Source organism: Saltatorellus ferox, assembly GCA_007751475.1.
Lineage (GTDB): Bacteria > Planctomycetota > UBA1135 > UBA1135.
The window spans coordinates 5,923,622-5,945,210 of the sequence record CP036434.1 but is presented as its reverse complement, the minus strand read 5'-3'; the positions used below and the strand labels follow the sequence as shown (position 1 = coordinate 5,945,210).

Genomic DNA, 21,589 nt, shown 5'->3' with positions numbered 1-21,589 from the left:
CCATGGACTTCCTCGGTCTCTACAACTACTGGGTCTTCATCGTCCTGATGCTGAGCGGGTTCTACCTGCTCCTCTCGGCGCGGAACCTCGTGAAGAAGGTCATCGGCCTGAACCTGTTTCAGACGTCGGTGTTCGTGTTCTACATCAGCACGGGAAAGGTCAAGGGCGGCGCCGTCCCGATCGCGGCTGAGGGCGTGGATGTCTACAGCAACCCGCTGCCCCATACCCTGATCCTGACCGCCATCGTGGTCGGAGTGGCGAGCACCGCGCTCGGCCTCTCGCTCATCCTTCGCATCAAGGACGAGTACGGATCGATCGAGGAAGACGAAGTGGACATGCAGGACGTGCTCTCGTGATCGCCGAACACGCCATCATTCTCGCCGTCGTGCTGCCGCTCCTCGCGGCGCCGCTCTGCGTGCTCCTCGGCCGAGGCGTTCTCGCCTGGATCGCGGCCTCTCTCACGGTCTGGACGTCGTTCGGGCTGGCGCTTCACCTCCTCCAGCGCGTGCTGGCCAAGGGAACCCTCTACTACGCCATCGGCGGCTGGGAGGCCCCGGTCGGGATCGAGTATCGCCTCGATGCCGCCGGTGCTCTCGTCATGACGGTGGTGACGGCGATCGCCTCGATCGTTCTGCCGTACTCGTTCACGAGCATCAGACAAGAGATCGACGAGCACAAGCACGCGTGGTTCTACGCCTGCTTGCTGCTGTGCTTCTCCGGGCTCCTGGGAATCACGGTCGCAGGCGACGCGTTCAACATCTTCGTGTTCCTGGAGATCAGCAGCCTCAGCACCTACGTGCTGGTCAGCATGGGGCGCGACCGCCGCGCGCTCACGGCGGCCTTCAAGTACCTGATCATCGGCACGGTGGGGGCGACGTTCTATCTGCTGGGCGTCGGCTTCATGTACCAGATGACGGGCACGCTGAACATCGAGGACCTCGCCGTCTGCCTCACGAAGATGAGCGCCGACGGGGTCACGCCGGTCTACGAGACCACGACCGTCCGGGCGGCCCTGAGCTTCCTGACCGTCGGGATCTCGATGAAGGTCGCGCTGTTCCCGCTGCACGTCTGGCTGCCCAACGTCTACGCCTACGCGCCCTCGGTGGTCAGCGCCTTCCTGAGCGCCACCGCCACCAAGGTCGCCATCCTGATCTTCCTGCGCGTCTTCTACACGATCGACGGCCAGGCGATTCCCTTCGAGTCGCTGCCGCTCGCCCAGACGCTCGTGCCCTTCGCGGTCGCGGGGGCGGTGATCGCCAGCTTCGTGGCGGTGTACCAGCGCGACGTCAAGCGGCTCCTCGCGTACTCCAGTATCGCCCAGGTCGGCTACATGATCTGCGGCATCGGGCTCGCGAGCGCGGCGGGCCTGGAGAGCGGGCTCCTGCACCTCTTCAACCACGCGCTGATGAAGGGCACGCTCTTTCTCGCGATCGGCTGCGTCGTCTACCGGGTGGGGCAGACCCGCCTGGAGTTCCTGCGGGGGATCGGCCGCGAGATGCCTCTGACTTCGGTCTCCATCGTCATCGGCGGAGCGAGCCTCATCGGCGTTCCGCTGACCGCCGGATTCGTTTCCAAGTGGGCGCTCCTGACGGCCGTGCTCGAGCAGGGCCGCTGGGTCATCGCGGCGCTCATCATCGTCAGCTCCCTGATCGCCGTGGTCTACGTCGGCCAGATCCTCCACGTCATGCTGATCCGCAAGCGCCCCGCCGGGGCCGAGAAGGTGCGAGAGGCGCCCATGTGGATGGTGATCCCCACGCTGATCCTGGCCCTGTCCAACCTCTGGTACGGCACGGTCGACGGCCAGGCAGCCGACGCTGCCCGCGCGGCGGCTGCTTCCCTGATCGCGGAGGTGACGCGATGAGCGCTGCCGAAACCGCCATGGTCGTCGCGCTGGTCGCGCCCCTCGTGGGCGCGATGGCGACGCTGATCGTCGGCCGCTGGCCGAACCTCCGGGAGGGGCTTTCCATCCTTTCCGGCGCCGTGACCTTCGGCGCCGTGCTCTTCGTTGCGCGCGCATTGCACGCCGGCGAGTCCATCTCGCTCCAGATCCTGGAGCCGGTCGCAGGACTGCGCCTGGCGTTCGACGTCGAGCCGCTCGGACTGCTCTTCGCGCTGGTCGCGAGTCTCCTGTGGCCCGTGACGACCCTCTACGCGATGGGGTACATGCGGGAGCACCACGAGAGGCACCAGACGCGCTTCTTCTGCTTCTTCGCCATCTCGATCGCGGCGGTCATGGCGCTGGCCTTCAGCGCCAACCTGGCGACGCTCTTCGTGTGCTACGAAGCGCTGACGCTGGCGACCTTCCCGCTGGTGACGCACTCCAACGATCGCTCTGCCTGGCGCGCGGGACGGATCTACCTCGGGATCCTGATGGGCACGTCCATCGGCCTCCTGCTCTTCGGCTGCGTCGCCGTCTACGGGATCGCGGGCACCACCGAGTTCACCCCCGGCGGCGTCCTCGCCGGGCCGCTCGCCGACGGCAAGATCAGCAAGGCCACGCTCGGCGTGATCCTCGGCCTGTTCGTCTTCGGAACCGGCAAGGCGGCGGTGATGCCCATGCACCGCTGGCTGCCGAACGCGATGGTGGCGCCGACCCCGGTCAGCGCGCTCCTGCACGCCGTGGCCGTCGTGAAGGCGGGCGTCTTCACGATCCTCAAGGTGGTGATCTACATCTTCGGGATCGACCTCGTCCGCGACCTCGACGCCCACACCGTCCTCGCCTACGTCGCCGGCTTCACGGTCGTCGCGGCGTCGGTGATCGCGATGGGTAAGGACAACCTGAAAGAGCGGCTCGCCTACTCGACGATCGGTCAGCTCAGCTACATCGTGCTGGGCTCGCTCGTCGCGACGACCGTGTCGGTCCAGGGCGCAGCGATGCACATCGCGGCCCACGCGGCCGGCAAGATCACGCTCTTCTTCGGCGCGGGCGCGATCCTCGTGGCCGCCCACAAGAAGAACGTCTCGCAGCTCGACGGCATCGGCAAGCGGATGCCCGTCACGATGGCCTGCTTCTTCATCGGCTCGCTCTCGATCATCGGCCTGCCGCCGACCGGCGGGATGTGGAGCAAGCTGCTCCTCGTGGAGGGCACCGCCGCGAGCGGTGACTGGCTCCTCGTGGCGGCGTTCCTCGTGAGCTCCCTCCTCAACATCGTTTACCTCCTCTCGATTCCGATGCGCGCCTTCCTCCGGCCGGAGCGGACCGACATCGATCACCACGGCCACGGCGAAGCGCCGCTCTCCTGCCGCATCGCCATGGTGGCGACCGCGAGCCTCTCGGTGCTGCTCTTCGTGCGCCCCGACCTCGTGTACGACCTGATCGGAGCGCTCGGCGCGGGAGCGCAGTCATGAGCCTTGAACCTGACGCCCAGGAGGGTCACGGCGACGAGGCCGTGCACCTCGAGCACGACTTCACCGGCCCGCTGACGCCCCCGGTGGCGCGGCTGATCCGCGTCTTCTTCGTCCTGTCCGCGCTGCTCTTCCTGGCCGACTTCTTCGTCGACCGGAAGATCCACCAGCCGGCCGAGAAGATCCCGGGCTTCTACGCGATCTACGGCTTCATCGGCTGCGTCGTGCTGGTGCTCGTCGCCAAGCAGATGCGCAAGGTCGTGATGCGTGACGAGGACTACTACGAGCGCCTCGCGGACGAACGCGATGCGGCCCTCGATGCGTCCACGAAGTCGAACCAGCCAGGAGGCCACAGGTGAGCGTCATTCCGCCGTTCCTGTTCTTCTTCGCCGGCGCCCTCATGATGGCGGTGTCGCGCAGGGAAGCGCGTGCCCCGATCATGCTGCTCACGCCGGTGTTCAGCCTCCTGATGCTGCTGTCGATGCCGGACGGCGCGACGCTGCAGGCGAGCGTCGTCGGCTTCGATCTCACGCTGTTCCAGGCCGACAAGCTGTCGTTCCTGTTCCTCGTGCTGTTTCACATCGCGGCCTTCATCGGCGCGCTGTTCTCGATCCACAAGGACTCACCGGGCCAGCACGCGGCCTGTCTGCTCTACGCGGGCAGCGCGGTGGGGGCCGTCGCGGCGGGCGATATGGTCAGCCTGTTCCTCTTCTGGGAGGTGATGGCGGTTTCGTCGACCTTCCTGATCTGGGGCCGGAACACGGAGCGCTCCTGGCGCGCGGGCAACCGCTACCTGCTCTGGCAGATCCTCTCGGGCCTTCTGCTCCTCGGCGGCATTGCCTGGTACGCCAGCTCCACCGGCTCGATCGCGGTTCAGAAGATCGGTCTCGACGCCCCGGGTGCGTGGTTCATCTTCCTGGGCCTCGGCACCAAGGCGTGCTTCCCGTTCCTTCACACGTGGCTCGTGGACGGCTACCCCGAGGCGACGCCCACGGGCGCGGTCTGGCTGAGCTCCTTCACGACGAAGTGCGCGGTCTACGCCATCGCCCGGATGTTCCCGGGTGAGTACGCCCTGATCCTGATCGGCGGCGCCATGGCGGCCTTCCCGATCTTCTACGCGGTGATCGAGAACGACATGCGTCGGGTCCTCGGCTACAGCATGATCAACCAGATCGGCTTCATGCTGGTCGGCATCGGGATCGGCACGGACCTCGCCATCAACGGAGCGGTCGCTCACGCCTTCAACGACGTGCTGTTCAAGGGCCTGCTCTTCATGACGATGGGCTCGGTGCTCCAGCAGACGGGCCGGATCCATGCTTCGGACCTCGGTGGCCTCGCGAAGTCGATGCCCTGGACGGCGAAGTTCTGCCTCGTGGGCGCGGCCTCGATCTCGGCCTTCCCCCTGTTCTCCGGCTTCGTGTCGAAGTCGATGATCATGGCGGCGGCCCTGGAGGAGCACCACGACTGGGTCTGGTTCATCCTTCTCTTCGCCGCGGCGGGCGTGTTCCACCACGCCGGTATCAAGATCCCGTTCTTCGCCTTCTACGGCGTCGACGCCAAGATCAAGGCCACGGACCCGCCGAAGAACCAGCTCTTCGCCATGGGCATCGCGGCCACGCTCTGCATCGTGATCGGCACGTTCCCGCTGCAGACGCTCTACCGCCTGCTGCCGTTCCCGAACGACTACAACCCCTACGACGTCACCCACGTGGTGACCCAGCTCCAGCTCCTGTTCTTCAGCGCGCTGGCGTTCACCTGGCTCCAGCGAAGCGGCCTCTACCCGCCCGAGCTGCACTCGACGAACCTGGACAGCGACTGGCTCCTGCGCCGGCCCATGCGGCGCCTGGTGGGGGCCACCCACGGGGTGATCTCACCGGCGATCGCGACGGTCCAGCGGACGGTGAAGTACCAGGTGAAGCGCGCCGACCGCTACATGCGCCTGAACCAGGGGCCCTACGGCGTCATGACGCGCACGTGGCCCACGGGCGTGATGATGGTGTGGGTGGCGGTGCTGCTGGTCGGCTACCTGATGCTGTACTACGTGCAGTAGCGACCAGGGACTTCTGTTCCGTACCACTGGAGCTCGGGAAGCGCCTCGTTCTGGCTCAGGGCTGATAGGGCTCGAGCCACCACCGGAGGACATCGGCTTCCTGGGGCCCCAGATACTCGAAGGCCTCCGTGGTCGGCAGCAGGCGCTCGTCGATCCAGTCTTCCGGTGCCGGCGCAGCGAGTATCTGGCGCAGCTCAGGCAGCTCCCGAATTCGCTGCAACCGCTCGTTCGACCGTACCTCCGGGCGGAGCATCTCCGGAATGGCCACTGCCGCCCAGCCGTGGTAGCCCTTGATGACGCTGGAGCGCAGGCTGGACTCCGGTTGCTGGAGCGCGACCTCGAGCAGACGTCCCAGAAGCTCCGGCGGGCTCCAGCTCTCGAAAGACTCTGCGGCCAGTCCTTCGAGGAAGCCCTCGGCACAGCACTTCCGCCAGAGGTCGCTCCGGACGTCGAAGTAGATTCCCTCCCTCTGTGCGAATCGGGGGTCGCGCCCCTTTCCAGCGCAATAGAACGCGGAGCTCATCCCCTCGTCCGAAGGCAGCGTGATCCAGCTGTCCTGACCCTTCGCGACCAGCGCCCGGAAGTACCCCTCGTTCGCCGAGTGGTCGGGGTGCTGCTCGACGTCCATCCGGAAGAAGAACTGCGCGTCTTCGAGCACCTGGTGCTGGCGGAAGTGCGTGAACGAGCAGTCGAAACGGTCCTGCAATGTGTACAGGTTGGCGAAGAACTCGCGCCGCTCCGCAGCCTCCAGGTCGGATTGACTGATGAGGATGACCGCCATTTCGGTCAGACCCTCGAACTCCCACATCGACATCGTTGATTCCTCGTTGGAGCGGTGCCCCGCGGTGGGGGCCCTGATGGGCGTCCGCGCGGGCGCTTCGAGGAAGAGTATGTCGTTCGGGATCAGCGGGTCGAGGTTCAGCTCACGGGACTCGTCACAGAACCGTCACGCTTCTCCCGGCTCGCTCCCCATCCATTCTGCGGGGTGGGCGACGTCCCTGGCGCATCCGCCAGGGCGGCGACGCGTCGCGAACCCGAGCCGTTCTTGCACAGGCTCCCGCCCGCGTCCGGCCAAGGGGCCCTACGGCGTCATGACGCGGACGTGGTTCACGGGCGTGTGGATGCTGTGGCTGGCGGTGCTGCGGGTGGGCGAACTGATGCTGGACAACGCGCAGTCACGAACCAGCCAGCCGGTTCGAGGCGGTAGGCTGGGGAGGCGACTCTCGCCATCGGTGCAGGGGGCGCAGACCACTTCCTCCACCTTTCGATCCCCGTGCTGCTGATCCTCCTCGTCGCCGGTTCGACTCTCGTCGCCTCGTTTCTTTGCTCGCTCTTCGAAGCGGTCCTCTACTCCGTGACGCCGTCGCAGATCGAGGTGCTCAAGAAGTCCGGGAGCAAGGGCGCCCTTCGGCTCGCCGAGCTGCGAAGCGACGTCGAGGAGCCCATCGCCGCCATCCTGACCATCAATACGGTGGCCCACACGATCGGCTCGGCGGTATGCGGCGCGCTCGTCGCCGAGCGCTACGGTGCCGATCACCCGAACGCCGTCGCGGTGTTCGCGGCCATCTTCACGTTCCTCGTTCTCGGCCTCACCGAGATCATCCCCAAGAGCATGGGGGTGCGGTACGCCAGGCGGCTCGGTCCCGTGGTCGCCATGCCGATCCAGTGGATGGTCTGGATCAGCTACCCGATCGCTCGGCCGTCGAAGGCGGTCATGCAGCTTCTCACGGGAGGGGAGGGGCCTGCGGGGCCTTCCGAGGATGAACTCGTGCTCTTCAGCGAGCTGGCGAAGTCGAGCGGGGGCGTGCGTCCCGAGGAAAATCGCTGGGTCCGAAATGCGCTCCGGCTCGATCAGTCGACCGCGAGCGATCTGCGGACACCGCGGCCCGTTGTCACGATCCTCGACGCGGATGCCACCGTCGCGGACGCGACGAGAGACCCGAAGACCTGGGTCCACAGCCGGATCCCGGTCGCCGAGAACGGCGATCCGGACAGGATTATCGGTGTCGTGTATCGGCGCGACGTGTTCACGAGCGCGCTTCAGGAGGACGGAGGGTTGGCCTTGCGCAAAATCATGCAGCCACTCACCTTCGTGCCCGAGACGACGCCCGCCCATGAGCTCCTGTCGGAGTTCATCTCGAAGCGGCGTCACATGGTCGCGGTGGTCGACGAGTACGGCGGTTTCGAGGGGGTGGTGACGCTGGAGGACGTGCTCGAGCAGCTGCTCGGCCAGGAAATCGTCGATGAGTTCGACGAGCACGACGACATGCAGGAGATCGCACGGGAGCGGTTGAGCGGCTCGGACGAGGCCGACGAGGCCGATGAGACCGATGAGGCGGACGAGCCGACTACTTGAGTCCCGTGCGCACGGAATCGGTCCTTGACGGATCAGCGACGGATCGCCACTGTTACGAGGTGCACTCGTTCACCACGGTCGCTACCCGCCGTCCACTCCGGTCGGCCCTCGTCGCCGACGGCTGACGCTGTCTCTCCTTGGCGGCGTGTCCGAATCGCGCGTTCGTGGGGTCTTTTCCCATCCTGAACGCGCCCTCCACCACGAACTGATTCTGACCTCGAAGCTCCGCCTGTAGAACCTGTCCCGGGTGCAGCCTTTGCACCCGGTCGGAGGGCGCGCGGAAGAGTTAGATCATGCAAGGTGACGAGAAAAGCAGAGCCAGCGGCGAAGCGAGCGGGCAGGCGGAAGCGGGCGGCATCGATCGGCGCAAGTTCCTCAAGGGCGGCGCGGCGCTGCCCATCGGAGTGGCGGGCGCGGCCGCAGGAACCTCCACCGGGGCCTCCGCTGGATTCTCCAACGTCCAGCTCATGAAGGATCAGGTCCGCACGGATCTCTTCATGCCCGAAGAGCACTGGCGCGAGCGCATGACCGCGCCCGACGACGGCAAGGCCTACGGCTGGATCGTCGACACGCGCCGCTGCTTCGGTTGCCACGCCTGCGAGGTCGCTTGCAAGGCCGAAAACGACGTGCCCCTCGGCAACTTCATCCGCCAGACCATCTACCACGACGCGCCCCGCGAGAGCGGCGCCGTCGCGCGCATCATGGTACCGATGGCGTGCCAGCACTGCGTCGACGCTCCCTGCATCAAGGCTTGCCCCTGCGGCGCGCTCCACAAGGGCGCCGGCGGCTCGGTCCAGGTCAACTACGACAAGTGTTCGGGCCACGCCAGCTGCAAGGACGCCTGTCCCTACGGCGCGATCTACATCGACCCGGTCGCCAACCAGGCCGTCAAGTGCCACAACTGCACGCACCGCGTCGACGAGGGCATGGAGCCCGCGTGCGTCTCGACCTGTCCCAGCGACGCGCTGACCTTCGGGGACCTGAACGATCCCGAGTCGAAGATCTCGAAGCTGAAGGTGACGCTGGAGAGCGAGGACGCGCTGGAGCAGATCCGGCCCGAGAAGAAGACCGAGCCGCGCACCTGGTACGCAACCGACGAGAACCACCGCGTGGCGGCCTTCGAGTCGAAGCTGCCGGCCGAGGGCCAGAGCTACCACCCGGACGCCTACTCGGTGTACGAGTGGCAGGAGACGACGCCGCCGCACGGGCGCGTGCCGCACCCTGCGGATGAAGCGAGAAAGAACCAGATGGACGGGGAGGGACGCTGATTTGAAAGTAGGTTCACCGAAACAGGGCGAGGTGCGAGCTCACAACCGGCGCGGCTTCCTCAAGCTCGGCGCGCTCTTCTCCGCGGGACTCGCGGGTTGCCAGAGTGGTGGGAAGTCGGTCGGCACTGCCAGCGCAGCGGAGAACCGCTGGAAGGAGCGGCCGCCCACCGAGGAAGAGAACCTCCGGGTGTGGACCGAGGGCAAGGGTAAGCCCTACGAGGCCCAGGCCCCCGGCGTCTGCCCGCTCCCGGGGCCCAACCGCAAGACGCGGTTCCCGGACCCGGACAAGTACAAGAACGTCGAGGAGGTGCACGGCATGTGCCAGCTCTGCTCGGCGGTCTGCGGCATCACCGGCATCATCAAGGACGGGCGGATCATCAAGGTCGAGGGCAACCCGAACGATCCGAACTCGCGCGGCAAGCTCTGCGCGCGCGGCCAGTCGGCGCTCAATCACCAGTATCACCCCGAGCGCCTGCTCTACCCTTTGCGCCGCGTCGGCAAGCGCGGGGAAGGCAAGTGGAAGCGCATCAGCTGGGACGAGGCCACAGGCGAAATCGCGTCGCGGCTCCAGGCGGTGCAGAAGAGTGGCAAGCTGGAGGAGTTCGCGTTCCACCAGGGCCGCAGTCGCACCAAGGATGCCGTGGCGAACTTCCTGAATGCGTTTGGGACGAACACGGCGCTGAACCACCGCGGACTTTGCTCGGCGGCGCGCCGTGCGGCGAATCTCACCTACCTCTTCGAATCCGACTGGGACCTCGGCGACTACGAGCATTCGAAGTACGTCCTGAACTTCGGTTCGAACATGTTCGAGGCGCACCAGGGCCACATCGCAGGCGCGGTGCGGCTTCAGCGCGGCCGCTTCGAGAACGGCGCCAAGCTGGTGACCTTCGACGTGCGCATGTCGAACACCGCCGGTAACTCGGACGAGTTCTTCATGCCCTCGCCGGGCACGGACGGCGCAATCGCGCTGGCGATGGTGCACACGATCCTCTTCGAGGACCTCTACGACGCCGCCTTCATCGATGAATGGACGAACGTCACGCTCGATGAGCTCAAGGAGGAGTTCAAGGACTGTACACCCGCCTGGGCCGAGCAGATCTCGACGGTGCCCGCGGCCGTCATCGCTCGGATTGCGCGCGAATTCGCGGCGGCCGCGCCGCGCGCCACGACCATGTGCAACCGCGGCTCCTCGGCCCACGTGAACGGGTACTGGAACGACCGCGCCATCATTCTCCTGAACGCCCTCGTGGGCAGCGTCGGCAAGCACGGCGGCTTCAACTGGATGTTCACGGGCGGCTACGACAACAAGCGATTCAAACCGCCGAAGGGCCCGGGCAAGTCGAAGACCCCCTCGATCCTCGCCGACCCGCCGGAGTTCGCGCTGGCGAACGTCTGGAACAGCATGAAGGTGGGGGAGATCGTCTACTGGTACCTCAAGACGAAGCGCGCGAAGATGCAGGTGTACATGACGTACAACCTCGACTCGCCGCTGACGTGGCCCGAGACCGAGGTGACCGAGAACGTGATGCTCGACGAGGAAGCCATCAACTTCCACGTGTGCATCAACCCGTTCCTGAACGAGACGGGGTCCATGGCTGACATGGTGCTGCCGTGGTCGACCTACCTGGAGCGCTGGGACGTGGACGCGCGCGGCGCGTACAACCTGAAGCCGTACCTCTCCATGCGCCGGCCGATGGTGGAGCCGCTCGGGGAGTCCAAGGACATCCGCGAGATCTTCCCGGAGATCGCGCGGCGCGTCGGAGGCTCGATGGCCGCGGCGTACCCGATGACTCCGGTGAGGGAGTACATGGCGGAGTGGGTCGAGAACGTGCCCTACGACGAGTCGAAGTACGACTCTCCGATGGACTTCCTGGCAAAGGTCGGCGCCTTCGAGGACCCCGACGAGGCCACGTACTTCGAGCCCTACATGCGTCCGCTCTCGGCGGAGCAGGTGGCGGGCGCGACGCTCGACGAGGCGACCGGCATCCTGACCGACAAGGACGGCAAGGGCATCGGCGTGATGCACAACGGCCGCGCGGTCGTCGGGTTCAAGACGCCCAGCCGAAAGATGGAGGTCTACTCACGGTTCGTGGCCATGACCGGCAAGAACCAGGACACGTCCGAGCTGACCAAGCTCGCGAACTCCAAGGGCAAGAACCGGCCCGCGTACCACGAGGGTCACGAGTACGACATCCACCCGTGGCCGAAGTATTCGCCGATCGACGAGCACCAGAACATGGCGGACGACCAGCTCGTCATGACCTCGTTCAAGTGGAACGTCCACAACCACGGGCGCACGGCGAACCTCAAATGGTGCTCGGAGATCGTGCACTCGAACCCGGCGTGGATGCACCCGACGACGGCGAAACGCCTCGGGCTGAAGGACGGGGACTGGGTGGAACTCACGGGCCATCGCTCGCTCTACCTCGCGAAGCTGACCCCCGGCCTCGGGCTCGGCAGCGGCGAGATCGACAAGCGACTTCGCATCCCCATCTGGATCACGCCCGCGGTTCACCCGAAGGCGATCGCGATCTCCAACAGCCTCGGGCACTGGGAGTACACCAGCGTCGCGCAGGCGAAGAAGGGGAACGAAAACCTCGGCTCGAAGGCCGAGGGCATGGACCTCGCGGGCTACCGCGATCCCGACTGGGAGCGGAACATGTGGTGGGAAGACCCCTCGAACGGCCAGCCCGGCAAGTGGACGAAGAACCGCGGCAACGGCTGGGCACAGAACGCGGTCCTTCCGATCGCGGCCGACCCGATCTCGGGCCAGCAGGCGTTCCACGACACCGTGGTGACGGTCAGGAAGATCACGTGAGCCAGGAAGTTGCCTCGCTGGCAGGAGCGGCCCGTCTCTTCGGGGATCTCCTGCTCCACGAACTCACTCCAGAGTCCCTTCGGGCGCTCCGGGAGCCCGGACCGAGCGAACTGCTCCGCTCGGTCGGCGTCGACGTGCCCGTGGGCGCCGACGCCACGCCCGAGTTCCTCGACGAGCTGGCTGCCCAGTACCACGCCGCGCTACTCGCCCCGACGGGCGGCGGCGCGCCGCCCGTGGCGTCCCTCTGGATCGAGGGCCGCTACGAGGGCCACATCGTGGCGCGCATCCGAGAGCTGGCGAAGTCTGCGGCCCTGGACTTCGGCCCCGAGGCCGCGCGCGGCGCGCCGGTGGACCACCTCGGTGCGCTCCTGCACCTCTGGGCGGCATCGGTGGAACGGGCTCCCTGGGTCTCCGACGAGCTCGCCAAAGAACACCTCGGATGGACGAACGCGCCGCTCGCTCAGATGGAGAAGCGCGGCGGATTCTATGGAAGCGTCGCGACCGCGACGGCTGACCTCGTCCGCCTCTTACGTTCGACGACCGTGGACTCCTAGCGCGCCCAAGCGGCGCCGTGGCGGCGTTTGGGCGCACTGGCGATTCCCTCTCGCGAATCATGCAGGCTCTAGCCTGAAATAAGCGCTATCCCTCGCGCCCCGTGAGGCGGTCGAGTTCACCGAGCAGATCTGGAGCGTGGAATGGCTTGTGCATGAAGCAGGAGGCGCCTGCTGCCAGGGCGTTCGACTCCAGCTCGCCGCGCACGCTTGCGGTGAGGATGATGACCGGAAGGTCACGGGACTTCGCCTGGGACCGGATGTGCTCCAGCAGCATGATTCCGTCGCCTCCGGGAATGGACATGTCGACGATCGCTGCATCCGGCTTGAGCCTCTCCAGCTGCTCCAAGGCAAGGTCCATGGTGGCCGCAGTCTCCACTTCGAATCCGTTGTACTTGAGCCTGATGCAGAGGGATCGAGTGATGTCCTCGTCGTCCTCCACGACCAAGATCAGCGGAGAGAGACACTCGATGACCCGCGGCGTGGCGCGCAGGCACACCGGCGCAGATTCGATGGGCGTCGTGGGATTCGAGGCCTCGGAATTCGGGCTCGGCGGAGCGTTCGTGCTCATGGGAATCATGCGGCAGGGGAAAGAAGCCCTGCGCCGGGAGCGAGGGCGGGGATCAGGAACGTGAACTCGGCGCCAGCGCCCTCCTTGGACCTCACGGAGATTTCTCCGCCATGTAGCCGGACCAGTTCACGACAGATGAAGAGTCCCATGCCCAGTCCGCCGAGGGTCGCGGCGTCGTCGTCGCGGGACTGAAAGAGCCGCTCGAAGACCAGGCCCTGATTCGATGCGGAGAGTCCGCATCCGGAGTCACGCACGCTGGCTTCGATGCTGCCACCTTCCGTTGCGCGGGCGGAGACGTGGATCGTCCCGCCCGTGGGCGTGAACTTGATCGCGTTGGAGACAAGGTTCCCGATGACCTGGAAGATACGAACCGGGTCGATGAAAGCCGCATCGAGGGCGGGCCCGCGCTCCAGCGCCACGTGGACCTCGATCTGCTTCTCCTCCGCTTTGACCAGCAGGCTCTTCACCGCGTCTTCCACGACGGCGCCGAAACTACAGACGACTCGTTTGAGGTGTAGCTTGCCCGTTTCGATGCGCGAGGAATCGAGCATGTCGTTGATGCAGGTCACCATCCGATCGCAGTTGCGAATGGCGGCACCCAGGAGGTCACTCTGCTCGTCCGTCACGGCGCCAGCCACGCCGTCCTGGACGAGGGAGACGAACTCTCTTGCGCCCGTCAAGGGAGTCTTCAGCTCGTGGCTCACCGAGTGATAGAACCGCCGGATCTCCTCGCGGCTCGACTCGAGGGACTTCACGGTCTCGGCGAGATCTCTCTGGTTCTGTTCGATCTGGGCCTGGAGGCGCGCCTTCTCCAGGCTGCTTCGAATGACCTGACTCACGACCACCGGGAGGACGGAGCGCTTGGGGATATAGTCGGCGAATCCGCCGTTCACAGCGTCGCGCATCACGTCGTCCCCGTGACCGTCCGTGACGAGGATCGTGGGGGGGGTGAAGCCTCTCGCATTGAGGAGCTTCTTGGCGTCCAGTCCAGTCGTTCCCTCGAGGTGGTAGTCCACGAAGAGCAGGTCGCATGGCTCGCGCCCGAGTTCCTCCCAGACGGCTTCGGCCGTGTGGAAGGATCTCAAAGTCAGAGACAGGTCCTGGATAGACGAAACGCAGCGTCGGAAGACCTCGATATCGAAGTCATCATCGTCCAGAACGACGAGTCTGACCGGAGTGTCCGCCCTCGGCAGGGCTGGGCTGGTCTCGCCGGTGTGGATGGCGGTAGAGGGGGGGAGCATCGGAAGGTCTTTCGACCGGGCGGGGTCTTTGGTTTGAGGGTTGCCGTTCCCTATGTCGGTGTTGTCATGGGGGGTGGGGCGGCGTGCCTGGGGTCATGGCCGTCGTCCGCAGCTCCTACCCGAGGCCAGCGCACGATGAACGTGGCGCCGTGCCCTGGCTCTGACTCCACCGCGATCGTTCCTCCCGCGGCTTCGACGGCTGACCGAGCGATGCTGAGTCCGAGCCCCCTGCCGGCCTGTCCCGTCGCCGCAGGGAGGGAGGTAAAGGTCCCGAAGATCCCGTCGAAGTGGCGAGGGTCGATGCCGGGGCCGTTGTCGCTGATGCTGAACCGGTAGAAGTCTTCTTCGTGCTCCACGTCGACCGACAAGGAACCTCCGATCGGTCGACCGTGGTGGATTGCGTTCGAGATCAGGTTCGAGAACACCTGCTGGACCGCAGACGGGACCCCCTGAATCACTGGCAGCCGCTCGTCGACCGTGGCGGTCACCTGGCGATCCGTCGTCTCGCGGCGAATGATGTCGCGCACGAGCATCAGGGTGTCCACGCTCGTGGCGGAGGCGCGCTCATCTCCGTCGAGAGAGTAGCCCAGGATTCCCTCGATCAGCGCCTCCATGCTCTCCGCGCGCTCTCTCAGAAGCGCCAGGTAGTCACTGGTTCGATCCCGGTCCCCTTGCTCGATGGACTCATCGATCCACTGAACCAGGTGCTTTACGGCGCGGAGTGGACCCTTCAGATCATGTGTGACGACGTGTGCATAGCTGCGCAGACTTTTGTTCTGGTCCCGCGTGTGATCCAGTGCAATAGCTGATTCATTGCGTTGCTGCTGCAAGCTCCGAACACCGGGGTCCGTCGCGCTGGACTTCGAGAGGAGCAGAAGGAGCGGACTCCCTTCGCATTGATACCGGAACCTCACGTCGTAGGAGACTTCCGTGCCAAACTCCGGGGTGCAGAGGGTCGGCAGGAGGAGCTCCGGTTGACGGTCATCGAGCGCGGCCAGCGCAGGTTCAAGGCCCATGAACGCGGAGATGCACTCGAAGGCGTTGCTTCCTACCAGTGACGAAAGGTCAACGAGGGAGTCGCAGCTGGCGGTGATCTCACCATCCGGCATGATGACGACGATCTGGAACTGGTCATTCAGCGCTGCCAGTTTGAGCTGCGCCAGACTCAAGGGAGGAGCATCCTTGACCCGAGTACGCCGAAGGCGCGATCCACGTTCTCCCCGGTGCCGGCGCTGCTGATGAAGTCCAGCAGCAGCTTCTCACCCGACTCGAACGAAGCGCGCTGGGTCGAGCTGAGCAGATCCACCTTGTTGCCCACGACGACGACAGACGCTGCCGGGGAGCGCTCCTTCACGACTTGCAGGTTCCTGTCAATGTCCATGAAGGTGTTGGGTCTTGTCAGGTCGCACACGTAGAAGACTCCGTGCGTGCCCAGAAAGTAGGATCTGGGAATGCGCTCCTGATCCGCGCCTCCCTCGACGTCCCATAGCACCATGGACAGCTGGTGATCCTCGGTCTCGATCACCTTCTTGTCGATCTTCACGCCGATGGTGGTGTGGTAGTCCTCGCTGAACATCGAGTGGACGAATCGACGCACGAGGCTCGTCTTGCCCACGCCGAAGTGCCCGAGGATCACGACCTTCTTGACGAACTTCCTCTTTCGAGGCGTTGCATCGACGCTAAGACCCATGGCTCACTTAGCCGACCGTCGCCAGTCGGTCCGCCATCTCGGTCAGTATGGCACCGAGATCCTGGCGAGCGACCTTGGCGGTGGCGAGATCGTTCAGCTGCCATCGAAGTGAGTCGAACTCGCGCTTCATCTCCGCCCGGAGACTGGCCATCTCCACCTCGTACTCCGCGCGCAGGGCCTCGACCTCGTGGTCGATCTGCTCTTGTAGCACCTGGAGCTGGTCCGAGTGCTCTCGGGCGGTCTCCCCGAACAGGAGATCCCTGACTCGCGAGAGGGCCTCCGCTTCTTCGGCCGCGGTCGTAGCCGGGCTCGTGGAGCCGGCGGCTGAATGGGTCTTCTGCGCTGTGGTCTTGGTCATGTCTACTGCGGCATCGACAGGTGACCTTCGGCACTTGAGCGCTCAGCCTCGATCTGTGCCACGCGATGGGTCTATCGGGTCACCGACGTGCCAGGGGCTGGAATGGGCTGTCCGTTCGTTCAGATAGACACGTGCTGGACGCATTCTGCCTCGAAGCACGGTGGAGCTCATGCATCTGTGGTGCCGCCAAGTCTCGAGATCGGGGCGCACGCCACCGCAACCGTCAGGAGGGCCAGGGCCCAGTCCATGGGCCCGAGGGGCTCCACGTGCAGGCGTCCTGCCAGCCAGGGCAGCTGGATCAAGAGGGCAGCAAGGCTGACCGATCCGACGACGATCCAGCGGGCAGCGGCCGTCCGTAGCCGTGTCAGCCCGGCCACGAGCCCAGCGCTTGCGAGGCTCATCACGAGCATGGCCATCGCGCGGGCGCGCTCGACGTCCAGTTCGGCTCCCAGGGCTGCGCGGTAGCTCAGGAACACGCCCACCACGAGGAGCGCTCCGACGAACACGATGAGTCCCCACTCGCGGGTTGAGAAGAACGTCGCTCGCGATCGATCCACGCCGCCAGCCAGCTGGCCGTCGGCCGAAGAGTCCTGGAAGGCGAGCATCGCGCTCGGGTGAATGAGGAGCTCGAGCCAGACGATGTGGATGGGGAGGAAGAGCGTTGGGTAGCCAGCGAGTGGGATCAGCGTGGCAGACAGGACGAGTCCGGCGTGCACCATCAGCAGGTACTGGAACGAACGCTGCAGGTTTCGGAAGAGCTGCCGTCCCTCGGCGATCGCATGCACGATCGTTCGGAAGTTGTCGTCGAGCAGCACGATCGCAGCGACTTCGCGGGCGCTTCGCGTGCCGCGCTCGCCCATGGCGATGCCCACGTCGGCAGCCTGGAGCGCGGGCACGTCGTTCACGCCGTCGCCGGTCACCGCAACGATCTCGCCCTGGCGTTGCAGCGCCCGCACGATGGCAAGCTTCTGGGAAGGGAGTGCGCGAGCGACCACGTCGGCCTTCGCGATCAGCCCATCGAGTCCCTCCTCGCCCGCGTCCGCCAGCTCCTGGCCCACGACGACGCGCGGGGCGTGTCCATCCGCCTTCGCGTCCGCGCCCTGTGGCGACCCCAGCCCCAGCTCGCGGGCAATGGCTGCGGCCGTGTCCGGATGATCCCCGGTGATCATCAGCACCCGGATTCCTGCCTTCTGGCAGCGTCGTACCGCTTCGGCCGCACCCTCTCGGACAGGATCCTCGAGGCCCAGCAATCCCACGAAATCGAAGCCTGTTGAGGGCTCTTGCCCGCTCCATTCCGAACCAGGGAAACTTTGCGCCGCGCAAGCGATGACCTTGTGCCCTTCGGCCGCCAGGTTGTCCGCTCGCTTCGCCCACGCGATCCGCTCGTCGCCGCCCTGCGAACAAAGCCCCAGGATGGTCTCGGGGGCCCCCTTCACCGCGATGTGGACCATGCCCTCCGAGACAGCCACCGTCGTCTCCCGGCGACGATCCTCGGTGAAAGGAAAGGCGGCGAGCACCCGCGGCTCCTGCGGCGGCGAGGCCTGGTTCCCGTTCTCGGCGACGGTGCGAAGCGCCTCGAAGATGGCGACGTCCAGGGGGTCGCCACTCTCCACGCGTGCGGCGAGCGCGGCCGCGGACTGCAGCCCTTCTGGATGAGCCTCGTCCACCGGTAACCAGTGCGTCAGCTGCAGCTCCCCGCGGGTCAACGTGCCCGTCTTGTCGGAGCAGATGCAGCTGATGCGTCCGATGTTCTCGACCGACACGGCTCGACGAACGAGGGCTTTGCGGTGCGCCAGGCGGTAGACGCCGACGGCGAGGAACATGGTGAAGACCACCGGAAACTCCTCGGGAATCGCGGCGATGGCGAGGGTGACGGCGCTGACCAGCGCGTCGACCCAGCCTGCACCTCGTAGGAGCTCTGCCACGGCCAGCACGGCACAGAGCACGACCGCTGCAATGACGAGCACGCGCACGAGGCGTCCGATGGCAAGCTGGAGCGGAGTTCGCTCGAATCGGCCGAGCTGCGCCAGCCTCACGATTTCGCCATAGAGGGTCGAATCGCCCGTCCACACCACGCGCAGTTGCGCTTCGCCGGTCAAGAGGCGCGTTCCTGCCAGCCCGAGGTGGTCGTCTGGAACCGCGAACTCGGGGCGCCCCAGCTTCTTCAGGTCTTCGAGCGGCGACCTGACCACCGGGTACGCTTCGCCCGTCAGCGCGGATTCATCGATCTGCAGGCCCTCACCTTTCACCACCACGCCATCCGCCGGAAAGAACTCGCCGTCCGCAACGAGGACGAGGTCTCCGGGGACGAGTTCGTGAGCCGCCACTTCAACGACAGCGCCGTCCCGTTCCACCCGCGCGCTCTCTGCCATTCGCGACTGAAGGCCTTCGGTCGAGGCCTGGGTCCGCCGGTGGAGCACGGCATCCATGGCGACGAGCGGGAGGATCGAGACGAACAGGGTGATCGACTCAGACATCTGCCCGAGGAGGGCGTAGAGGCCACCTGCCAGGACGAGGAACCAGAGCATGGGATCCTTCGCGGTTTCTCTGAGCAGAGTCAGCCACGGATGTGGGGACGCATCGACCACGTCGTTGCGGCCGAATCGCTGGCGCTGTTGGGAGGCTTCCTGGGCGCCCAGTCCCTGGAGGCCTGCCGCCTGGCTGCCAGCTCGATCACTCGTACAGATTCGTTCCATGGGGGAGTCGGCCCACAGGCGCCTTCCGATCGCGGAACAGAATGGATCCGCGAAGTCATCATGGCGTTTCCCGAGCCGTTTCAGGGGATCCTATGGGCCCCTTCGGTCCTGACTCCGTGGGGTCATCTGGACACCAGTCACGGATCCCTCCCTGGATCGCGCCCCGTGCCGTCACTCTGGCTCGGAAGCCGCTACGGGCGCCAAGTCGTAGGGCGGACCAGGGAGCTGGCGAACGCCGCCGCTATCGACTTCATCCCTGAGGTCGCGAGCGGCGCCACCGGATGAGTCCCTGTACCAGGCCTGGAAGCTTCGGGTGGTCCACGATCAGCCGGAGCTTTGGAGGACAGACTCGACGAAGACGGTCTTCGATGACGATCCAGGTTTAGTAGAAGTCGTCCGCGTCCTCGATCGCGACGAGCTCGAACCCCAGGAGGAAGGACTGCTGAAGGCGTTGGACGTCGCCCCGGGTCGGTGAGAGTGGGCAGAACCTCGCTCCAGTCACGGACGGATCCGGCGAGCGACTGAAGTGCCGCATCGTCGCGCAGCCAGAAGGGGTCCCCATGGAGCGAAGCGTAGGTGACGTCCGCAAACCAGGGGAGATCGCTCGAGCCCCGGGAGGCGTTGCGCGCCTTCGAAGGCATGCGCGTTTCTGCCGGGGGACTCGCCTTCGAATCAGCGGCCCGCGGTTCTCGAGGGAACGCTTCCGGTCTAGGTAGCGCAGCTCATCCGGCCCTACCAGCCTTTTCTGCAGTGGGCTGCGGGGAAGAGTCGGATCAGAAGTAGGTCGCCCGCTGCTCGCGGCGCAGGCCGTAGCGGGCTTCCGGGCTCGCGACCAGCGAGACCGCGGCGGCGTCGGCCGCTCCCTGGCGCTCGAAGTTCTGCCGGGCCGTTCGCAGGGTGATGTGGTTCGGGCCGGAGACCTCGTCCAGGGCGTCGAGGTCCTGGCCGTCGTCTTCCCAGTAGCACACGGGGCAGATCTCGAACCCGCCCCGTTCCTGCAGCGAGTAGTAGTCGCAGCAGGGGCACTGGGCAGATCCTTCCTGGAGTCGCTGGGTCATGCCTGTCGGGTCACGGAAACGGGGCGCGATCAGCTCGCGCTGTCGATGACGCCGTATTCGGCGAGGGCGCGCTTCATCGGCGCGAGGTGGCTCTCATAGCGCTTCCAGCGCCCCACGGACGAACTGTAGAGGGGCTTGCGGACCTGGGTCGCGCTGGCCGAGTTCACGCGGCGGTCGGTGTTGTGGAAATCGAGGCAGCGGTCGCTCCACGGGAGGCCCAGGAACTCCAGCAGCCTGCGGGTTTCCCCCTCGAGATCGGACACCATCGACTCGTACTTCACCTCGTGGATCGCGTGCGGCATCACCGACTTCCAGTGATCCATCAGGCGGCCGGACTCCGCGATCGTGGCTGCGATTTCCTTGAAGTCGTAGACGAACGGGACCTCGGAGGTGAAGAGGGTCGTGTAGCAGCCGAAGGCGTTGTCGAGGGGGTCCCGGGTCGCGTGGATGATGCGCGCGTTCGGGAGGGCCCGGTGGAGGGTTCCCAGGTGGATGTAGTTGGTCAGGAACTTGTCCACGATGCGTCCGGCCTCGGGGGCGCGCTTCTTCAGCGACAGCGCGTACGCCTTGCCCACGGTCGCCAGCTCGTCGTCGCTGAGCAGGCTCAAGGAGCGCATCCGGAACTTCGGGTCGTCGATGAACGGATCGAGGGCGCGGGGGAGGTCAGGGACCTCGCCGACACCTTCCACGTCGGGGTGGCTCGCGAGGACCTGCTCGATCAGCGTCGAGCCGGAGCGCGGCATGCCGACGATGAGGATGGGTGCGTCATCGGGTGCTCCCTCGGCCGGGCCGCGTCCGATGAGTTCGGCGGACTGGAGCTCGATGGTCTCGCTGATGAGGCGGCTGAGGTCCGGTGCGCTGAACCGCAGCGTGCCCCGGCGAGCGCGGTTGCCGCGCTCGAAGTGGGTGAAGGCTTCGTCCGTGTCGCCGATCTCGTCGAGGGCGCGGGCGATCGCGAAGTAGATGGCGGCGCGCTGGGGATTGTTGCGCGGCATGCGCTGGAGGAGATCGCGCATGTGCGCGAGGTCCGGATCGTCGGCGCTGGTGAACGTCTTCAGACCGGCCAGGTGCCGCCACGCGTCCGCGTAGTCCGGGGCCAGCTCGACCGCGCGGCGGAACGAGGCTTCGGCCTGGGCCAGATCACCCTGGAACTTGGTGATGGCGCCGAGGTTGTTGTGGCTCTGGGCGTCTTCGGGGAAATGCTCGACGGCCGAACGCGCCACCGTGAGCGCCTCTTCACCGCGGCCCTGGTTCTCGAGGGCTGCCACGAGGTTCCCGAGCATCCTGGGGTCGCGTCCCAGCTCCGAGAGCGCCTTGCGGAGGATCACCTCGGCTTTCTCGTACTGACGGCGCTGGAGGCGCTCGTAGGACGCCTTGAGGGCCGCATTGACGCTCTCTTCACGACTCGGGCCAGCCTTCTTCAGACCTTTGGTGGCGGCGCCGCCCGCTTGGGGGGACCGGCTCTTCTTTTGTCGCTTGCTCATGGGACGGGAAATCTACCACGGAATTGACGAGGATAGCGGCGGCCTGGACGCAATGCTGTCTGCCCCGGTTGGTCTCCCGCCTCTGAGGATGCCTTCACGGCTG

Annotated in this window: 19 protein-coding genes; 9 read left to right on the top strand and 10 right to left on the bottom strand. The window is 66.0% G+C overall.

Going from position 1 to position 21,589, the window contains the following annotated elements; translation table 11 throughout:
* Positions 1 to 2: 2 nt before the first annotated feature.
* The 5 genes from Poly30_RS21430 to Poly30_RS21410 are packed head-to-tail and all read left to right on the top strand — an operon-like array spanning position 3 to position 5,395.
* The gene (locus Poly30_RS21430; protein WP_145202142.1) at positions 3 to 356 is read left to right on the top strand and encodes a cation:proton antiporter subunit C; all 354 of its coding nucleotides are present in this window, start codon (positions 3 to 5) and stop codon (positions 354 to 356) included.
* Positions 353 to 1,861 carry a monovalent cation/H+ antiporter subunit D family protein gene (locus Poly30_RS21425; protein WP_145202139.1) on the top strand — a complete coding sequence of 503 codons (1,509 nt, stop codon included), beginning with the start codon at positions 353 to 355 and terminating at the stop codon, positions 1,859 to 1,861. The genes Poly30_RS21430 and Poly30_RS21425 overlap by 4 nt, the downstream gene beginning before the upstream one ends.
* On the top strand, positions 1,858 to 3,348 hold the full coding sequence (locus Poly30_RS21420) for a proton-conducting transporter transmembrane domain-containing protein (RefSeq protein WP_419190463.1): 1,491 nt from the start codon (positions 1,858 to 1,860) through the stop codon (positions 3,346 to 3,348). Before Poly30_RS21425 ends, Poly30_RS21420 begins: the two co-directional genes overlap by 4 nt.
* Positions 3,345 to 3,704 carry a hypothetical protein gene (locus tag Poly30_RS21415; protein ID WP_419190462.1) on the top strand — a complete coding sequence of 120 codons (360 nt, stop codon included), beginning with the start codon at positions 3,345 to 3,347 and terminating at the stop codon, positions 3,702 to 3,704. Before Poly30_RS21420 ends, Poly30_RS21415 begins: the two co-directional genes overlap by 4 nt.
* On the top strand, positions 3,701 to 5,395 hold the full coding sequence (locus Poly30_RS21410) for a Na(+)/H(+) antiporter subunit D (protein ID WP_145202136.1): 1,695 nt from the start codon (positions 3,701 to 3,703) through the stop codon (positions 5,393 to 5,395). Before Poly30_RS21415 ends, Poly30_RS21410 begins: the two co-directional genes overlap by 4 nt.
* A gap of 55 nt (positions 5,396 to 5,450) precedes the next feature.
* On the opposite strand, the gene Poly30_RS21405 is transcribed toward Poly30_RS21410, so the two are convergent.
* Entirely contained in the window at positions 5,451 to 6,203 is a 753-nt protein-coding gene (locus Poly30_RS21405) for a hypothetical protein (protein WP_145202133.1), read from the bottom strand.
* Positions 6,204 to 6,668: 465 nt separating this feature from the next.
* Between Poly30_RS21405 and Poly30_RS21400 the strand changes: the two genes are divergently transcribed.
* The 4 genes from Poly30_RS21400 to Poly30_RS28775 all read left to right on the top strand — a co-directional run bounded on the left by Poly30_RS21400 (position 6,669) and on the right by Poly30_RS28775 (position 12,391).
* Complete coding sequence (locus Poly30_RS21400) at positions 6,669 to 7,751, top strand: hemolysin family protein (RefSeq protein ID WP_145202130.1); 1,083 nt, start codon at positions 6,669 to 6,671, stop codon at positions 7,749 to 7,751.
* A 293-nt stretch (positions 7,752 to 8,044) separates the two neighbouring features.
* Positions 8,045 to 9,019 carry a 4Fe-4S dicluster domain-containing protein gene (locus Poly30_RS21395; protein ID WP_145202127.1) on the top strand — a complete coding sequence of 325 codons (975 nt, stop codon included), beginning with the start codon at positions 8,045 to 8,047 and terminating at the stop codon, positions 9,017 to 9,019.
* A gap of 1 nt (position 9,020) precedes the next feature.
* The gene (locus Poly30_RS21390) at positions 9,021 to 11,837 is read left to right on the top strand and encodes a molybdopterin-containing oxidoreductase family protein (protein ID WP_145202124.1); all 2,817 of its coding nucleotides are present in this window, start codon (positions 9,021 to 9,023) and stop codon (positions 11,835 to 11,837) included.
* On the top strand, positions 11,834 to 12,391 hold the full coding sequence (locus Poly30_RS28775; protein ID WP_419190461.1) for a molecular chaperone TorD family protein: 558 nt from the start codon (positions 11,834 to 11,836) through the stop codon (positions 12,389 to 12,391). Before Poly30_RS21390 ends, Poly30_RS28775 begins: the two co-directional genes overlap by 4 nt.
* An 85-nt stretch (positions 12,392 to 12,476) precedes the next feature.
* Here Poly30_RS28775 and Poly30_RS21380 read toward each other — a convergent pair whose 3' ends face one another.
* From Poly30_RS21380 to Poly30_RS21340, 9 genes are all read right to left on the bottom strand, one after another.
* Positions 12,477 to 12,959, bottom strand: coding sequence for a response regulator (locus Poly30_RS21380; RefSeq protein WP_419190460.1), 483 nt, complete (start codon positions 12,957 to 12,959; stop codon positions 12,477 to 12,479).
* Positions 12,960 to 12,964: 5 nt separating this feature from the next.
* The gene (locus tag Poly30_RS21375; protein ID WP_145202114.1) at positions 12,965 to 14,200 is read right to left on the bottom strand and encodes an ATP-binding response regulator; all 1,236 of its coding nucleotides are present in this window, start codon (positions 14,198 to 14,200) and stop codon (positions 12,965 to 12,967) included.
* 50 nt (positions 14,201 to 14,250) lie between these two features.
* Complete coding sequence (locus tag Poly30_RS21370; protein ID WP_145202111.1) at positions 14,251 to 15,369, bottom strand: sensor histidine kinase; 1,119 nt, start codon at positions 15,367 to 15,369, stop codon at positions 14,251 to 14,253.
* A complete protein-coding gene (locus Poly30_RS21365) occupies positions 15,366 to 15,890 on the bottom strand; it encodes a Rab family GTPase (RefSeq protein WP_145202108.1) in 525 nt (174 codons plus the stop codon). The genes Poly30_RS21370 and Poly30_RS21365 overlap by 4 nt, the downstream gene beginning before the upstream one ends.
* 7 nt (positions 15,891 to 15,897) lie before the next feature.
* Positions 15,898 to 16,248, bottom strand: coding sequence for a hypothetical protein (locus Poly30_RS21360; protein WP_145202105.1), 351 nt, complete (start codon positions 16,246 to 16,248; stop codon positions 15,898 to 15,900).
* Between the two features lie 167 nt (positions 16,249 to 16,415).
* Positions 16,416 to 18,944, bottom strand: a complete 2,529-nt coding sequence (locus Poly30_RS21355; RefSeq protein WP_145202102.1) for a cation-translocating P-type ATPase — start codon at positions 18,942 to 18,944, stop codon at positions 16,416 to 16,418.
* Between the two features lie 382 nt (positions 18,945 to 19,326).
* On the bottom strand, positions 19,327 to 19,506 hold the full coding sequence (locus Poly30_RS21350; protein WP_145202099.1) for a hypothetical protein: 180 nt from the start codon (positions 19,504 to 19,506) through the stop codon (positions 19,327 to 19,329).
* 211 nt (positions 19,507 to 19,717) lie between these two features.
* The gene (locus tag Poly30_RS21345; RefSeq protein WP_145202096.1) at positions 19,718 to 20,002 is read right to left on the bottom strand and encodes a CPCC family cysteine-rich protein; all 285 of its coding nucleotides are present in this window, start codon (positions 20,000 to 20,002) and stop codon (positions 19,718 to 19,720) included.
* Positions 20,003 to 20,031: 29 nt separating this feature from the next.
* A complete protein-coding gene (locus tag Poly30_RS21340) occupies positions 20,032 to 21,486 on the bottom strand; it encodes a tetratricopeptide repeat-containing sulfotransferase family protein (RefSeq protein WP_145202093.1) in 1,455 nt (484 codons plus the stop codon).
* Between the last annotated feature and the right edge of the window lie 103 nt (positions 21,487 to 21,589).

Excerpts from the sequence above, each read along its gene's own strand:
- Poly30_RS21430 (WP_145202142.1), top strand. The coding sequence starts at position 3 with ATGGACTTCCTCGGTCTCTACAACTACTGGGTCTTCATCGTCCTGATG.
- Poly30_RS21420 (WP_419190463.1), top strand. The coding sequence starts at position 1,858 with ATGAGCGCTGCCGAAACCGCCATGGTCGTCGCGCTGGTCGCGCCCCTC.
- Poly30_RS21415 (WP_419190462.1), top strand. The coding sequence starts at position 3,345 with ATGAGCCTTGAACCTGACGCCCAGGAGGGTCACGGCGACGAGGCCGTG.
- Poly30_RS21405 (WP_145202133.1), bottom strand. The coding sequence starts at position 6,203 with ATGTGGGAGTTCGAGGGTCTGACCGAAATGGCGGTCATCCTCATCAGT.
- Poly30_RS21395 (WP_145202127.1), top strand. The coding sequence starts at position 8,045 with ATGCAAGGTGACGAGAAAAGCAGAGCCAGCGGCGAAGCGAGCGGGCAG.
- Poly30_RS21380 (WP_419190460.1), bottom strand. The coding sequence starts at position 12,959 with ATGAGCACGAACGCTCCGCCGAGCCCGAATTCCGAGGCCTCGAATCCC.
- Poly30_RS21375 (WP_145202114.1), bottom strand. The coding sequence starts at position 14,200 with ATGCTCCCCCCCTCTACCGCCATCCACACCGGCGAGACCAGCCCAGCC.
- Poly30_RS21365 (WP_145202108.1), bottom strand. The coding sequence starts at position 15,890 with ATGGGTCTTAGCGTCGATGCAACGCCTCGAAAGAGGAAGTTCGTCAAG.
- Poly30_RS21360 (WP_145202105.1), bottom strand. The coding sequence starts at position 16,248 with ATGACCAAGACCACAGCGCAGAAGACCCATTCAGCCGCCGGCTCCACG.
- Poly30_RS21355 (WP_145202102.1), bottom strand. The coding sequence starts at position 18,944 with ATGGAACGAATCTGTACGAGTGATCGAGCTGGCAGCCAGGCGGCAGGC.
- Poly30_RS21350 (WP_145202099.1), bottom strand. The coding sequence starts at position 19,506 with ATGGGGACCCCTTCTGGCTGCGCGACGATGCGGCACTTCAGTCGCTCG.
- Poly30_RS21345 (WP_145202096.1), bottom strand. The coding sequence starts at position 20,002 with ATGACCCAGCGACTCCAGGAAGGATCTGCCCAGTGCCCCTGCTGCGAC.
- Poly30_RS21340 (WP_145202093.1), bottom strand. The coding sequence starts at position 21,486 with ATGAGCAAGCGACAAAAGAAGAGCCGGTCCCCCCAAGCGGGCGGCGCC.